Annotated in this window: 14 protein-coding genes; 7 read left to right on the forward strand and 7 right to left on the reverse strand. The window is 40.4% G+C overall.

The genetic code is table 11. From position 1 onward, the window contains the following. Nucleotides 1-180 precede the first annotated feature (180 nt). Complete coding sequence (locus tag LEP1GSC195_RS10455; RefSeq protein WP_040506649.1) at nucleotides 181-1,470, forward strand: ammonium transporter; 1,290 nt, start codon at nucleotides 181-183, stop codon at nucleotides 1,468-1,470. Nucleotides 1,471-1,475: 5 nt separating this feature from the next. Continuing rightward, the gene (locus tag LEP1GSC195_RS10460) at nucleotides 1,476-1,823 is read left to right on the forward strand and encodes a P-II family nitrogen regulator (protein WP_015681402.1); all 348 of its coding nucleotides are present in this window, start codon (nucleotides 1,476-1,478) and stop codon (nucleotides 1,821-1,823) included. A 44-nt stretch (nucleotides 1,824-1,867) separates the two neighbouring features. Here LEP1GSC195_RS10460 and ilvB read toward each other — a convergent pair whose 3' ends face one another. The 3 genes from ilvB to lepB form a co-directional block, all read right to left on the reverse strand. After that, a complete protein-coding gene (ilvB, locus tag LEP1GSC195_RS10465) occupies nucleotides 1,868-3,559 on the reverse strand; it encodes a biosynthetic-type acetolactate synthase large subunit (protein WP_015680749.1) in 1,692 nt (563 codons plus the stop codon). Nucleotides 3,560-3,889: 330 nt separating this feature from the next. Continuing rightward, the gene (locus LEP1GSC195_RS10470) at nucleotides 3,890-4,117 is read right to left on the reverse strand and encodes an AtpZ/AtpI family protein (RefSeq protein WP_015682438.1); all 228 of its coding nucleotides are present in this window, start codon (nucleotides 4,115-4,117) and stop codon (nucleotides 3,890-3,892) included. After that, the gene (gene lepB, locus LEP1GSC195_RS10475; RefSeq protein ID WP_040506651.1) at nucleotides 4,114-5,151 is read right to left on the reverse strand and encodes a signal peptidase I; all 1,038 of its coding nucleotides are present in this window, start codon (nucleotides 5,149-5,151) and stop codon (nucleotides 4,114-4,116) included. Before lepB ends, LEP1GSC195_RS10470 begins: the two co-directional genes overlap by 4 nt. 112 nt (nucleotides 5,152-5,263) lie before the next feature. Here lepB and LEP1GSC195_RS10480 point away from each other — a divergent pair, with 112 nt between their 5' ends. Together LEP1GSC195_RS10480 and LEP1GSC195_RS10485 are read left to right on the forward strand one after the other, a co-directional pair. Continuing rightward, a complete protein-coding gene (locus LEP1GSC195_RS10480) occupies nucleotides 5,264-6,055 on the forward strand; it encodes a hypothetical protein (RefSeq protein ID WP_015681664.1) in 792 nt (263 codons plus the stop codon). Then, nucleotides 6,056-7,849: a DUF2079 domain-containing protein gene (locus LEP1GSC195_RS10485; RefSeq protein ID WP_015681047.1), complete on the forward strand. Its 1,794-nt coding sequence runs from the start codon at nucleotides 6,056-6,058 to the stop codon at nucleotides 7,847-7,849. A gap of 2 nt (nucleotides 7,850-7,851) precedes the next feature. Here LEP1GSC195_RS10485 and LEP1GSC195_RS10490 read toward each other — a convergent pair whose 3' ends face one another. From LEP1GSC195_RS10490 to LEP1GSC195_RS10500, 3 genes are all read right to left on the reverse strand, one after another. Then, nucleotides 7,852-8,874, reverse strand: coding sequence for an MBL fold metallo-hydrolase (locus LEP1GSC195_RS10490; protein WP_015682729.1), 1,023 nt, complete (start codon nucleotides 8,872-8,874; stop codon nucleotides 7,852-7,854). Between the two features lie 9 nt (nucleotides 8,875-8,883). Continuing rightward, a complete protein-coding gene (locus LEP1GSC195_RS10495) occupies nucleotides 8,884-10,062 on the reverse strand; it encodes a MaoC family dehydratase (protein ID WP_015681082.1) in 1,179 nt (392 codons plus the stop codon). A gap of 71 nt (nucleotides 10,063-10,133) precedes the next feature. Continuing rightward, nucleotides 10,134-10,316 (reverse strand): hypothetical protein, encoded by a 183-nt coding sequence (locus LEP1GSC195_RS10500; RefSeq protein WP_002984288.1) that lies wholly within the window; start codon nucleotides 10,314-10,316, stop codon nucleotides 10,134-10,136. A gap of 83 nt (nucleotides 10,317-10,399) precedes the next feature. Here LEP1GSC195_RS10500 and LEP1GSC195_RS10505 point away from each other — a divergent pair, with 83 nt between their 5' ends. The 3 genes from LEP1GSC195_RS10505 (at nucleotide 10,400) to LEP1GSC195_RS10515 (ending at nucleotide 14,721) form a co-directional block, all read left to right on the forward strand. After that, a complete protein-coding gene (locus LEP1GSC195_RS10505; RefSeq protein ID WP_015681815.1) occupies nucleotides 10,400-12,004 on the forward strand; it encodes an NADP-dependent glyceraldehyde-3-phosphate dehydrogenase in 1,605 nt (534 codons plus the stop codon). A gap of 71 nt (nucleotides 12,005-12,075) precedes the next feature. Then, entirely contained in the window at nucleotides 12,076-13,341 is a 1,266-nt protein-coding gene (locus LEP1GSC195_RS10510; protein ID WP_015682485.1) for a DUF1554 domain-containing protein, read from the forward strand. Nucleotides 13,342-13,443: 102 nt separating this feature from the next. After that, a complete protein-coding gene (locus LEP1GSC195_RS10515; protein WP_015682670.1) occupies nucleotides 13,444-14,721 on the forward strand; it encodes an esterase/lipase family protein in 1,278 nt (425 codons plus the stop codon). A gap of 9 nt (nucleotides 14,722-14,730) precedes the next feature. Here LEP1GSC195_RS10515 and LEP1GSC195_RS10520 read toward each other — a convergent pair whose 3' ends face one another. Continuing rightward, nucleotides 14,731-15,672 (reverse strand): histone deacetylase family protein, encoded by a 942-nt coding sequence (locus LEP1GSC195_RS10520; RefSeq protein WP_015680970.1) that lies wholly within the window; start codon nucleotides 15,670-15,672, stop codon nucleotides 14,731-14,733. Nucleotides 15,673-15,674 lie beyond the last annotated feature (2 nt).

Below are 15,674 nucleotides of genomic sequence, written 5' to 3' on the forward strand. Positions count from 1 at the left end.
CGCCTCCCAATACCATCGCCTTACCACAACCCGACGAAACTGGCCACCACCATCCAAATTCCGCCCGATTTTTTACAAAAAAGTTCTTAGTTTTGCAGAATTTACTCGCTTTCAGAGACAAATCGTTCGTAATGATACGAATTTTATTTCTCATTTCAAAAAAGATATTTGGAGCAAACAATGAAAATACAATTGGTCTTACGACCTTTGTTGGTATGTCTACTCTTCCTTTTACCGGGATTCCTAGCCGCAGAAGGGGAAATTCCAGCACCCGCTGCCATCGATAAATCAGACACGGCATGGATGTTGGTTTCGTCTGCATTTGTGTTTTTTATGATCCCAGGACTTGCCTTGTTCTATGGAGGTATCGTCCGATCCAAAAATGTTCTCTCCACTATGATGCATAGTTTTGTTGCCATCATCGTAATGACCTTGCAATGGACGATCTTCGGATATAGTTTTGCTTTTTCTGGAGATAACCCGTATATCGGAAATTTTGATTTAGTATTCTTGAATGGAATTGATATCGATTCGGTAAAAGGTTCGATCCCTACCTATGTACACTTTTTATTCCAAGGTATGTTTGCGATCATCACACCGGCCCTCATCTCAGGTGCGATAGCTGAAAGAATTAAACTCTCTGCCTATGTAGTTTTTATCATCGTCTGGTCAACGTTAGTTTATGACCCAGTGGCACATTGGGTTTGGTCTGATTCTGGTTGGTTATTAAAAATGAATGCTCTTGATTTTGCGGGAGGAACTGTTGTCCATTTGATCTCAGGGATTGCCGGACTTGCTGCAGCAATTGTCATCGGGAAACGAAAAGGTGATGTGGGGTTATTAACACATCCAAATAACATGACTTATACTCTACTGGGATCAGGTCTATTGTGGTTTGGTTGGTTTGGTTTCAACGCAGGTTCTGGTCTTGCTGTCAATGGGCTTGCTGCTAGAGCATTTTTAGTAACACTCATTGCACCTGCTGCTGCAGGCGCAAGTTGGTTACTCATCGAATGGTTACATACAAAAAAAGCAACTGCACTAGGTGCTGCTTCTGGAATCGTAGCTGGACTTGTAGTCATTACACCTGCTTCCGGTTATGTGGGTGTCCAAGGAGCAATGATAATGGGAGTTCTGGTTTCACCCATCTGTTATATGGCAATTCTACTAAAAGGAAAAATTAAATATGACGATACTCTCGATGCTTTCGGTATCCACGGTGTTGGTGGAGCCTTCGGTGCCATTCTCACTGGACTTTTTGCTTTAGAGTTAGCAGAAGGAATGACCTTAGGAAACCAAATGACTGCACAAATAATCAGCGTGGTTGCCACAGGTTTTTATTCCTTTGTAGTTTCTTACATACTTGCACTCGTAATCGAAAAGACAATTGGCTTTAGAATTGAAGAAGATAAAGAAATCACCGGACTCGACCAAGAAATCCATGGTGAAAAAGGATATGACATTAGGTAATTATTATGAAATTAGTCATCGCAATCATCCAACCACACAAACTGGAAGAAGTTAAAAATGAACTTACCAAAAACGAAATTTATCGTTTAACAGTAAGTGATGTCCAAGGTTACGGCCAACAAAAAGGAAAAACAGAAGTATTCCGCGGGCATGAATACCAAGTCAATCTTCTTAGGAAAGTGCGTTTAGAAATCGCAGTAAACGATGAGTTTGTCAAACCTACTGTCGATGCGATTTTGAAAGCAGCAAAAACTGGGTCGGAAGGTAAAATCGGAGATGGAAAGATCTTCGTCATGCCTCTAGAAGAAGTAATCCGCATTCGTAGTGGAGAACGCGGAAGTAAAGCGATCTAGCAAATGTTCGGTGTCCGAGGGAATCAAATCCCTCGGATGGACATTTACATTGTAACCTTCTCTAAAACATATTCCTGATTCGACTTTCCCCCTGGAACAAAGGGATACACTCCCCAACTGGAAGGGATCCTCACTTCAATCATTGCAGGTCCTTTTTTTTCCAAAAACCTTTGCAGTTCCGCAGTCCCTAAACTCCAATCCCATTCCGAATATCCGATCCCAAACGATTGGCATAACAACGAAAAGTCGGGATGAAAATGAAATTTAGAACCAGAATGTTTACTTCCGTAAAACAAATCCTGTTGTTGTTTCACTAAACCCAAATGTTCGTTATTGACGAGGATCACCTTTACATTGAGATTCTGTTCCTTTAGAGTGGATAACTCTTGTAAGTTCATCATGATCGAACCATCACCCGAAAAACAAAACACTTGTGCCTCTTTGTTGCTTAACGCCACACCGATAGCGGTAGGAAGGCCAAATCCCATTGTCCCTTGTCCCCCAGAAGTGATCCAAGACTTAGGTGTTATGAAGGGAAAGTACTGTGCTACCCACATCTGGTGTTGGCCTACATCCGTAAGAATATAGTGATCTCCGCCGGGCATTGCAGAAGCAAAATCCAAAAGTATATTTTTCATCGGATGTTGTTCTGGAATCTGCCTCCATACATCAATTTGTTCCAATGCGTTTGAGTTTTGAATGCAAAAATCTTCTTCGATCAGAAAGGGAAGAACCTCAGAGATATCTTTGTGTAAACTTAAATTGGCTGATTTATTTTTGCCAATTTCACGAGCATCAATATCAATATGAATGATCTTTGCTTGGTTACAAAACTTTTGGATGGCACCGGTTGCACGATCATCAAAACGAACACCAATGGCGATGAGAAGATCACAAACACCAAGTGCTTCATTGGCAACTATTGTTCCGTGCATACCCATCATCCCTAAATTCATAGGATCATCTTTTCCCAAAATACCTAAACCCATTAGAGTGGTTACTGCAGGAATTTGAAACCGTGAAACAAATTCTCGTAATCGCAAAAATTCTTTTTTAGCTCCACCACCTAAATAAAGTAAGGGGAACTGAGAACTTTCAAGCAGTGATTTAAATTCTTGTAAAAACAAATCCAAACTTTCATAGGTAGTATTTTCTTCTGATTCCTTGTTCGCAAGTGATCGTTCACTCTGCTGCAACTTTATCGCAAGATGATCATTCGAGATCTCAATCCTTTGGGTTTGGATATCTTTCGGTAGGTCGATCCACACAGGGCCCATTTTTCCAGAACCAGACAATTCGTAAGCTTCCTCTAGAATTTCAATGATTTGGTTTGGTTCTTCAATCTTATAAACTTTTTTAACAAGAGGAGATACGATACTTGCTGTGGGTAGTTCTTGGAAAGCATCTGTTCCAGTTAAGGCCAAGGGAACTTGTCCAGAAAATACCAATAGAGGGATTGAATCTCTTTGGGCATCGGCAACCGCTGTGATAAGATTGGAAACACCTGGCCCCGAAGAAACAAATACAGCACTTACCTCGCCTGTACTTCTTGCTCTCCCTTGTGCCATGAATCCTGCGCCTTGTTCGTGTCTCGCTAACACATGTTCAATGTTAGACGCAGCCAAACTTTCGTATAATGGCAAGATAGTTCCACCTGGGACACCCGGTATCCACTGGATTCCTTTTGATTCTAAAAAACTTATGATATATTGACTAACGGTAATTTGTTCCCGCATAAAGATCCTCTCCTGTGTGGTTTCCCCGTCGACCTTGCTTTCTGTCGACCGAGGAAACGATGGGAGATTATGACAGAAAGCTACGTATGTATGAGGAGACTACGACGACGACTAGGACGAGAGTAGAGAGGACATAGCTAGACAATCCAAGAACGGGCATGGAATCCATGATCTCGTATTGTTTGGTTGTCTCTAAAGCCATTACATCCAAGGTTTTTTATATTTCCTAGTGGAGTCAAGAATTTATTAAAAAGAAGGTGAAAACATTTTCCTGAATCAGATCTATTTGTAAGTGGTGAACTAGCCAAGGGAAAAAAGGAAAGGAGTTACCTATTCGTTTTCTTTGGCCCGCTTGATCAGCGAATAAAAAGCTAAAAAAAATCCAAAGAAAAAACCAATGAGAAGCCAGAGAGGTTCGGTTTTTAAATATTCATCCAGGTAGTATCCTCCCACCACAAAGAGTGCGATGGAAGATACAAATTCAAAACCGGCACCAGCCATCGCCATAGGCGACTTCTCCGGTTTTTTGTCAGATGGTTTCCCAGATTCTCCTGTCATTGGAGGATGCGACCGATTCGGTCCCACCGAACACCAAGTCTCCACAAACGATACCGCAAGGTTCTCTCAATCCATCCAAACCTAGATTCATCATCACGATAGCGAGCATTATGTGAAGAAAAGATTTCCGAATAGTGGCATCGATTGTCAAGAGCATCACCTTCATATCGTTCGGCGATTTCTGGCCCCTTTTCAGCCAACTCCTGGCCATCCTTGTATTCACAAGTGGAATCCTTCCAATCAATAGAAAAATAAATGATGAGTGCCTTACCTAAAATATCTTCCCGTTTGACAAATCCCCAGGCCCGCGAATCGTGAGAGTCATCACGATTGTCTCCCATCACCATATATTGACCTTCCGGGATCACACAACCATGTAAGAAGTCGCAATATTCAAAGATATGAGCACGACGATCATCTTCAAAACCCTCTAGAATAAAATGTTCGAAACCAGGTTTTACTTCTTTAAAGAGGGCTCTTTGTGTGGCTTCTAAGTTATCCAAATCAGAAAGTTCTTTTCCAATGGGCACTTCTTTTGGGGAGTAGGATTGGAAATCGGTTGCCCCTACTTCTTTATACTCAATGAGTGCAAAGTGTACTCTTCCTCTATCTTTTGTATCAATATACTTTCTTGTAATCCGGATTGTATCTCCAGGAAGTCCCACAACTCGTTTTACAAATCGTTTGGCAAAAATTCCTGTTCTCGATTCTTCTTGGGCAAGGGCCGTAGCCGGCGGGATAAAGGTTACAATATCTCCCCGTTTTGGATCATCAATTCGAAAGAGTTCTTTTTCTGTAAATGGCATACGGAAAGAGTAACGCATTTTATTTACAAATAAAAAGTCCCCAATTTTGAGTGTGGGAATCATAGAACCTGAGGGAATATTATTAGCATCTAATATAGATGATTTGAAGGCAAAAACGAGAACTACAATGATCCCGAAGGAAATTCCAGAAGCGGCGGCTCCCTCTTTTGGTAATTCCTTAGATTCTTGTTTTGGTTTGGATTGGAAGATAGAGGAGAATATTCCCATAGGTTCGAAGCTAGGGAATTGGAATTTTCTGTCAAGAAAGGGGGAAAAAAAGCGCAAAAGACTTGTACTATTTTCGGGAATCGACGATACCATACATGGAGATCTTCTGCTTATGGAAACATCAATCCACGTTTTACGAAAAACCTTACTGGAGATGAAAGAAAGTTACTCTTTTGTCTGCATCAAAACTGGGACGGAAACCGAGGATATGGGTGAAGAGGAAATCTCCCTCTTAAAAACGATCACCGCCGGCATTTTACCTCTCTATGTCAAAATTGGTGGTCCAGAAGCCAGAAACGATATTCGGATCTGCCAAAGGATCGGCGTTTCAGGTATTTCTGCACCTATGGTGGAGTCGGAATATGCGCTGAAAAACTTCATCCAAACTATGAAGAATCTCCTCACTCCATCGGAATACGAGTCTTATAACAAATCGATCAATATGGAAACCATTACTGGTTACAGAAACTTGATGGATATCTTTGATTCTGCTTCCTTTCAAGCCTTGGAACAAGTAACAGCCGCTAGGTCTGACTTAAGTGCCTCCATGGACAAAAAACCAGACGACAAAGAAGTCACAAGGGTTGCCAAAAAAATCATTTCCGAAGCAAAAAGCCGAGGGAAAAAAACATCAGTTGGTGGAACCATCACCAAAACAAATTTTGACCTCATTGCAAGCGAAATCGAACCAGATTATATCAACTCACGTCATGTCATGGTAGATACTAAAAAAGCAATGTCTATTGGCGCTATGGATGTTGCCGAATGTATGTTGTTATTCGAAATGGATTTATTTGAATTTTTCTCTAAAACATTTCCAGAAAAAGGTTACTACTACAGAAATCGAGTAGAAATCAATCGGGAGAGAATCGGTGAGAGGAAGGTTTTGTACTTCATTCGTTAAGTGGTTTTTCTATTTTTTTTATTCAGCTTAGTTTCTCCTTTTCTTTTTATTTCTCCTAAACACTTTCATGCCCCCTTCCAAAAGGGGGTATTTCTTTTTTTAATCCTAATTGCGATTACGAGTTTTTGGAAAGAAAGGAAGTCCAAAGATAAATCATTAGTTCTAGGAGTATTATCAGAAAAACAAAACAAAGCCCTTCCCTATTTACTTTGTATTAGTTGTGTTGTATTTTTATTGAGTAGCACATACCATGCATTCCACCTAACAAAAGCTATTGCTGATGTCTATTTGTTTCAAGATGCGGACTATATTGGTTTATCGGATATTCTCCTTTCTGTTTCGAAAGGAGAAGGTTTTGCAAGCGCCTATTATTCGGAATCAGGAGAAGGGAGTTACCTTCCCCATCACTTTGCTCCGGGAATGGTTTTTTTATCACCCTTTGTCAGTCTGATTCCAAACCGATGGGGTCTGGCCGTTGGTGTATTTTTTATTTACCAATTGGGAACCATTCTTTGGCTGTTGTGGGCTTATCGAATTACAAAAATAAATCCCAAAGAATTCGGCTTCAAATTTTTGGTTTTTTGGGTTCTTATTACCAACCAACTATATCTTTATCGACTTGGATCCAGTTTTCATTTTGAAGTTCTTGTTCTTCCCTTTGGACTTTTCTTCTTTTTTGTTTGGGAAAATAGGATAAAGATTCAGAGCTCTCGTTCTCATTTTCCCTGGATCTATTATAGTATATCCTTATCGCTTATGCTCTATCTAATCCAAAAGGAAGATATTGGAATCTATCTTCTTTTATTTTTCCTACCTATGTTAATCGGTTATTTTTACGAGTATGTAAAATCAAATAAAGAAACTAACTCATCGCAAAAAGACAAACTAATTTACCAGAATTACAAATTCCCGCCCGTTATATTAGTCTTCACAGTTACAATTATATGGCTAAGTTTCGTTTTTATCATATATCCAATGTTTGGTGATTTACAAAACTCCAATCCCTGGACAAAAGTATTAAGACAGGAATACCATTCTGCATTCAAACAAGTTACGGGATTTCAAAAATCATTCCAAATTTTCCTAGAGCTCATAGTCAGTGGGGGCCTCGGAATTTTCCAGATGATACCAGAAGTTTTAGGCATCGGACTCATATACGTTACACATATATTTTCCACTAGGCCCTGGCACCATGAGGTTTATACGTATTACAGTTATTCGCTTATTCCTTTTGTCCTCTACACTGGAATTTTATGGATTCAATCAGCAAAAAAAACTTCTACTTCATTTGCATTCTTGATTCTCGCTTGCCTATTCTGGAAAAACTCACTCGATCCAAATTTTCCTTTGGATACAAATATCAAAAGTCCTTGGGAACACCCTACGATCGAAAAGGAAGTCCAATCAGACTGGAAGGAAATCAATCCTATCCTTCTTTCCCATCATCAAGAGCGAATTTCTTTAGATCTAAAAAAAACAGAAAACTCTTCACAAACAATAAACCCTCCTGAAACTATGAATGCCAGGGACAAACGGGAAGGAATTTTTGTATTCTCGCAGTACAACTTATCATTTTTTGTCTCAGACAAAACAAAAACCTATCCGCTAGAACAAATTAAAAACTCCGAATCGATTTGTAAGATGTCAAATATTTGTTATGCGGTATTGGCACCGGAATTTACCGATGAAATCTTATGGCCTAAATCTAGAATTTTGGCATATAGAAAAGAATTAGAAGACCAAAAAAGGCAAATGATTTGGAAAGGAAAACAAATCGAAGTTTGGGAATGGTAAGTTTAGTTTACAATATGAAAGACTTCATATCCATTCTCGCGTTTTTCGATACGAATTTGTCCTTCCAACACTAGTTTTTGGATGATACTATACACAAGCCCGAGTGCTGTAGGTAAGTGGCCACCATTATGCACTTTTTTTCCAATGGCTGCTTCCATTAGGACTTTTAGATCGGATTCCCCTTCCCTAAGCCGACGAAGGACTCCTTTTTCCAATATACTCAGTGTTTTTTTCACAAGAGTGATTGTTTTTTTAGGATCTTCAATTTCACTCCCATGAGCAGGTAACATACGTTTGATGGGTTCTTCCAAAAGTTTTGATAGAGTAAAATAATAATCTCCCAAACTTCCATCCATTTCGGAATATATGGCTGTCAAGTTCGCTATGATGAGATCTCCAGAAAAATAAATACCCGTAGATGGATCCACAGGAGTGATATGATACAAGTTGTGTCCAGGAGTGTGCAAAAAACGAAACAATCGTCCGCCTAACTCTAAACTGTCGTTATGATCAATGGCTACATCAATCCGTAAAACAGGATCCCCTTTTTTGGTTTCACTAAATTTACTAAAAAACTGGCGCCAACCTTTACGTGATTCTTCCAAAATCCGATTTAGTTCTTCTTTATCACCGAAGGCCTTGTGGAATAGATCTTCTGTTGCTTCTTCAAAAAGCATCATCGATTCCAAATAATTACCCACTCCATCTGCCATCGAACGATACCCGTAGTAGGTCACATTTTTTGCGTAGGACTTAAGCACTAAAGAAGAAGAGATATGATCTAAGTGGTTATGTGTATAAATGATATGGCGGATGTCTTTGAAGGAGAATCCCTTTGTTTTAAGGGAAGCTTGTAACATAGGAATGGATTCAATATAACCCGAATCAATGAGGGTAAGCCCATCGTTTCCATGATACAAATAAATGTTGTTAGGAGCGTAGAATGGTTGGGGGAGGACAATTTTGAAGACACCGTCCCCGATGTCTTCCATGTCCGGAATTCTTTTGGGGACGGTAACTTTCATTGTTTCACCTTATGGTTGTTTTTTGATGATCAATCTTCTTTCAATTTCGAAGATTTTCTCAGGGATCTTTTCTTTTCCCAATTTCTTTTTATCATTTTCTTTCAGGAAAAGATCAGCACCGAATTTATCCAGAGCGTCATTTGCTTTGATATTTTTTAAACCAATGAACTGGATTTGTACTTCTCCCGCAGGGATTCCATACTCAGTTCCTTTGTCTTCCGTAGTAAGAATCCTAGAAATACAAGTTACTGTATCACCAGAGAAAGCAGGTTGTGTATGGTATCCTTCTGTGAAACCAAGTTCCCAAATTGCATTTTCTGAAATATCACGTGATGCCATACCAGCTAACCAACCAAATACGAGTCCACCGTATACCACTGGTTCTCCACCCATAGGGCCGGAAATTCCTGCGGAATACAATTTATCATAATGAAGTGGATGAGTATTTCCTACACGGAAAGTCCACTGAACATGTTCATCTGTAATGGTTCTTCCATTTTGGTGAACATAAATTTGACCTGGTTTGAAATTCTCAAAGTATGTATGTCCCCAAGTGACATCTTTCATTTCTTTTGGAAATTTGAGGTTTGGAAGTTTGAGTGCTGGAGTTTTTGACTCTGGAAAATAGGCAGACGCATCGCCCGGTTTTGGATTTCCTTTCGGTTTTCCATTAGATTGGTAAATCATGATTTTACGTTCGTATTGTAAAACCACTTCATTTTTTTGGTTGAGACAAAGAGTTCTTACATGAACGATCCCCGGTTTGTCTGGGCCTTTGTCATCGACTGCTAAAATTTTTGTACGAGAAGAGAGAGTGTCTCCCGGATATACTGGTAATAAAAATTGTGCGTTATAATAACCGAGGTTAGCAAGCGCCTTCTCACTGTTATTTTGAACACCTATCGAAAGTGCCAAATTGAAAACCATAAGTGGGTGAACGAGTAAGTCAGCAAATCCATGTGCCTTTGCATATTCCGCAGAAAGATACAATGGGTTTGCATCCATAAACACAGTCGCAAATTCTTGAGCAAAACTTCTGTCGACTGTGAATTGGCGCGGGTGGACGTAGATATCACCTACATTAAATTCTTCTAGGTATCGTCCGTAAATGTTCTTTTTGATATCAGAGAGAGAAGCTGGTGTGCTGGGAGCTAACTCACCAAAGGGGGACATAGGTTTTTCGGCCATGGGAATTCCTTTTTCGAATGGGATAGGACTAATTTTCCAAGAGAGGTCCTACAGAAAACGATTTTTCAGACTCATCCGGTTGCTCGTTTGGCGTATTCCTCCTTCCAAACGCTATGCCAATGGTACCATTCTTCACGGACTGCTCGGTAACGAACAAGATCACTGCGCACTTCTGACATCAGTGATTCCAATTCTTCCACACGGCGGAAAAGTCGTAAGGTCAATGCCTCCCACTCTTCTTTGTTTTGGTCCATCCATGGTTCCATAAATTTTATATCGGCCGATCTTTTCCGTAAAATGTTGCTTTTTTAGCCGGGTCGCAATTCGATTCTGGATCATGAGCTTTGTTTTTCCGACCGAAGATTCCATTCCAGAAAAGTACCGCACAAAACCCATCCACCAAAAAGAATACCTGCTCGATGGAGAAATCCGAATTTGGGAAGGAGAATCACAAATTGTAAAATCTCCAATTTTTCTGAACCGAAATGGAAAACTGGAACAGGTCATTTTAGGCTCCTACCCCAATTTTGATTCAAAACAAAGTTTACTTGCTTTAGACGCTGCGGTAAAAGCTTACGGCCACGGAACAGGCGTTTGGCCCATTGCCACACCCAAAGAAAGAATTGATGCGGTTCGAAAGTTTATTGAACTCATGAAAGGCAAAAGAGACCAAATCATTCTACTCCTTATGTGGGAAATAGGTAAAACAGAAAAGGATGCCACTAAAGAATTTGAGCGAACCATCGAATATTTAATCGATACTATTGAATCTTTGCAAGAATTAGAAACAAACTCTGCTAATTACATCAAAGAAGGTGGCCTTATTGCTCAAATCAAACGCTCCCCTTACGGTGTAGTTCTTTGTATGGGACCATTTAACTATCCGTTAAATGAAACTTTTTGCACTCTTATTCCCGCAATCCTTATGGGAAATACCGTTGTTTTCAAACCAGCCAAATACGGAGTTCTCCTCCTCCAACCTTTACTCGAATGTTTTCAAAAAGCATTCCCACCCGGGGTAATCAACACAGTGTATGGCGATGGAGCCAAAGTCATTTCTCCCATTATGGAATCGGGAAAGATCGATGTTTTTGCTTTTATTGGATCTAGTTCCACTGCCAATCTCATCACAAAAAAACATCCCAAACTCAACCGCCTAAGATCCGTTTTGGGACTCAATGCCAAAAACCCTGCGATTGTTCTACCAGATACAGACTTAAAAACTATGGTTCCTGAAATTCTTTCCGGATCCCTTGCTTACAATGGACAAAGGTGTACGGCATTAAAAATTCTTTTTGTTCACAAAGATATATTGGATGAGTTTACCAAACTTTACCTGGAAGAATTTTCGAAATGGAAAGCAGGGATGCCATGGGATAAGGACGTAAACTTTACACCACTTCCAGAAGAAGGAAAAACAAAATGGTTGAAGGAACTTTTGGATGATGCCACAACTCAAGGGGCAAAAATTCTAAACCCTGGTGGGGGTGAGGTTACAGAGTCCTTTATGTTTCCAGCCATCCTTTCGCCAGTATCACCAAACTCACGTTTGTATCACGAAGAACAATTTGGTCCGCTAGTTCCCATTGTTCCTTTTTCTTCCATCGATGAGCCGTTGAATTATATCTTCCAATCCAATATGGGACAACAAGCCAGTGTCTTCGGTAAAGATCCCAAAACCGTAGGCAAACTCATTGATATTCTCGTGAACCAAGTGGCACGTGTGAATTGGAATGCTCAGTGCCAACGTGGTCCCGATTCCTTTCCTTTCTCGGGACGCAAAGACTCAGCAGATGGAACACTTTCTGTTTCCGATGCGCTTCGTGTTTTTTCCATTCGAACCGTTGTGAGTTTCAAGGATAATGAAATGGGACGTAATCTTCTCGGGGAAGTACTGAAAGAACGGTCCTCTAACTATTTAAGCCAAGAATTTCACTTGTAACCGCTTATCTTTCGCCGATACTTGAAAAAGGTAAGTCGCTTACTTGTTTTATGTTGTGGGGGGAGGGAAACATGCGCTTCAGTCTATTTGTTTCCTTTCTTTCTGTGGGTTGGCTCTTTTCTTGTACCCAAGTCAACCCTCGTGATGAGCTTCTCTTCACTCTCGTAAATGGACTAAACCCAATTAGCACGACCACTTCTTCTGTTTCTGTCGTGTCCTCAGCAAAGATCAATGTTTCTAGCACCAGTATTCTATTGAAGTATGGAACACCGCAAAACTTTGGAATCTCACTGGTCAGACAACCAACTGCAAATGTGGATATCACTTTTACATTTACCAATACTAAATTAACTATAAATGGTTCTGGGACTTCTCCCACTCCTACGCCACTTACCTTTACTTCCGGAAACTACAACGTAGTACAAACTGTAAGTTTGGATTCAACGATTCAAACTTTAGATTCTTCTACGCTTACAATTACCGCAACGAGCGCTGATCCATTTTATAATACCAGTGGCACGGTTTCCATCAGCCATCAACGGATATATCTGGAATATACGGGGAATGCATTTATTTTTCAACAAAGTGTAGCGGCACCATCTCTCACTCCTTCGATTAGCTTTGTGATCACGAATTGTTCGGTGGCCCCATCTCTTCCTGCCGGCTTAAGTTTGAATTCGAGTAACTGTGTCATTTCTGGAACACCGACAAGTTCACAAGCAGGTTCTACCTATACTGTCACAGCAACGAACGGAACCGATTCGGATAGCCATAACATTACGATCCAAATAGAACCAACTGTTTATAAAGTTTTTGTCACTGCTGCCACATTCGATGGCAACTTATTAGGAATTACTGGTGCTGATGCGAAATGTGCGGCGGATACCAACAAGCCAGCAACAGGCACATATAAAGCCATGATTACTGACGGAACCAACCGAGTTGCCTGTACGACAGATAACTGCGGTGGCGGACCTGGGGAAAACTTTAATTGGGTTTTCCAACCAGGAGAGATTTATGTAAGATCGACTGACTCTGCCTCTCTCTTTACAGCGAATGCTTCTGGAATTATCCTTGCACCAGCAGCAAATATGTTAAACCATTCGTTTGATTCAGGAACTCCTGCCAAGGAATATTGGACAGGATTTGCTCAAACTAGCTATTGGCAGGAAGCATCTCCGAACGCTGAGTATACATGTTCCAATTGGACTTCTAATGCTTTTTCAGCTGATGGAGGTCGCGTAGGCGCATCCAATAGTACAACCTATAGTGCCATTCGTTCTGGAAGCGGAAGAAGTTGCGATGCAAACTACTACCTTCTTTGCGTAGAACAATAAAAATTCCAATCTTCGGGTTAAACACCCCGCCCCCGCTGGAAAAGAGAACCCACTTACTTTTTCTTCTCGCTTTCCAAAGAATCTGAGTTACAATCTTTCCCCGTGATCCAAATCCTAATCAATTCCCTTGCGGGAAAAACAGTTTCTCTCACACAAAAGACAACCGACTCCCTGCTCAAAGGCATACAATTTTTAGTGAAAGGCAGCCTAACGAGTACAGGCGGAGGATTAGATCTACTTTCGAATGCTTTTTTTTACAAACCTGAATGGAGAGAAGCCTTACAAAAGGCGGGAGTCCAAGTCAAAGAAACCGGGCACAAATCCAATGAAAGTTTACAAAAAACCATAGAACAAACCAACCAAGCCTTTGACAAAGCTCTCTTCAAAGTGGAACTTACTGCTCAAAAAAGTGATGATATGGTTTTTGATAACCGAATGGTATCAAGTATTCTTGGAAGTTCACACAATCAAAAATTCAAACTCACAAAAATTGATATGAGTTTTCGGACCATTGGCAAAGACATTACCGCTAAGGAAACCGTAACAGAGTTTAAAAATTCTAAAAAAACAAAATCCGTTCTTTTCCTTCCAGGTCTTTTTACAGATGAAACTGTTTGGCAGGAACAAACAGTCGAATACAAAGATAGAAAAATTGTATCACCTGGTCTTGCCACAGACTTACAAGAAGCAGGATATTACCCATTTTATTTACGATACAACCATGGACTCCCTATCCATGAAAATGGAAAAAAACTGATGCATCTACTAGATGTATTTTTTAATGAAGATCCGGACGCTAAACCGGATATTATTTGTTATAGTTTGGGATGTCTTATCTTTCGGTCTTGCCTCTACCATGCCAAATTAGAAAACAAAGAATGGATTCATAAGTTTGGGAAAATTGTCCTGATTGCTGCACCAAACAAAGGTTCGTATTTGGAAAAAATTGGATTCTGGCTCGGATTCTTATTTGAAAAAAGTCCAAACGTAGCGCTTAAAATCATTGGGATGATTGGCAACCTTCGTAGTGATGCCATCAAAGACTTATCTTTTGGACTCATTCGCAAAGAAGAAAAAGGTTGGATGGAAACCATCTCTGGTTACTTCGGAGAAACGTATTTTGGTGAATTGGAAGATATGGATGTGTACCAAGCTTATGCGCTGATGGAAGGCGCAGAGAATCCCTTACAAAATTTCCTCGGAGATGGGATTGTTGAGAAAAAAAGTCTCACCTACTTGACGGACAAAGTTTTTAACAAAAAAACTAATCCCGCCTTACGAACGCTTGAGCTAAATAAACAAAATCATTTTTCTATCATTAGTGCAAGACCTCTGATCCATTGGGTAAAGGTTGTCCTTGGTGTGGCACCCGCTGATTGAACAAGCCGTCTAAGTAGCCAAAGTTTCTAAATGCAACCTTACTGATTCTGCCAACGCCTGGAAATCATACCCTCCTTCCAAAAAGGAGATGAGTTTGCCATTTGAATAGGTATCTGCGATTTTCATCACTTCCTTAGTAAAGATTTCATAAGAGGAAGTGGGAAGATTCATTCCGCCAAGTGGATCGTCTCTATGGGCATCGAACCCGGCAGATACCAAAACAAACTCTGGTTGGAATTTTTCCATTTCACGATGGATGGATTCGAAACTAGGGAAGTATTCGGATTCCCCCGAACCACGAGCCAAAGGAAGATTCAGAGTGGTCCCAAGTCCTTTTCCCCTACCCCGCTCGGACAAAGCTCCTGTTCCTGGATAAAACGGATACTGATGAAGAGAAACAAAATAAACAGAATCATCTTCGTAAAACTGGTGTTGTGTGCCATTTCCATGATGAACATCCCAATCTAAAATCAAAATGCGTTTGATTCCTTGGGATTGTAAATACTTTGCCGTCACAGCAATGTTATTAAAAATACAAAAACCCATAGCATGGTCAGACTCAGCATGATGCCCGGGGGGACGAACGAGGGCCATTCCATTTTTTAAGTTCCCTAAAAGAACTTCATCCGCTAAGTAAAGACCAGCACCAACAGCAAGACTTGCAGCCGTAAAAGAATGGGAAGAAAAAACTGTATCTCCATCCAAATACCCAGACCCTTTTTCTTCGCAAGTGCGTCCCACCAAACGAATGTAATTTGGATCATGAATGGAAGAAATAATGGAAAGTGGGGCTTCTTTAAAATTTTTTTTCCAAAGAAAATTTTTGGAGGGTAAATCGCTCAAACGATCTAAGATTGATTCCAATCGGACGTGCGTTTCGGGATGACCCGGACCCGTATTGTGTTTTAGAAATTCTTCATGGAAAGTAATTCCTGTTTTTAAAGACCCCATTC

It is taken from the genome of Leptospira wolbachii serovar Codice str. CDC (assembly GCF_000332515.2).
Classification (GTDB): Bacteria; Spirochaetota; Leptospiria; order Leptospirales; family Leptospiraceae; genus Leptospira_A; species Leptospira_A wolbachii.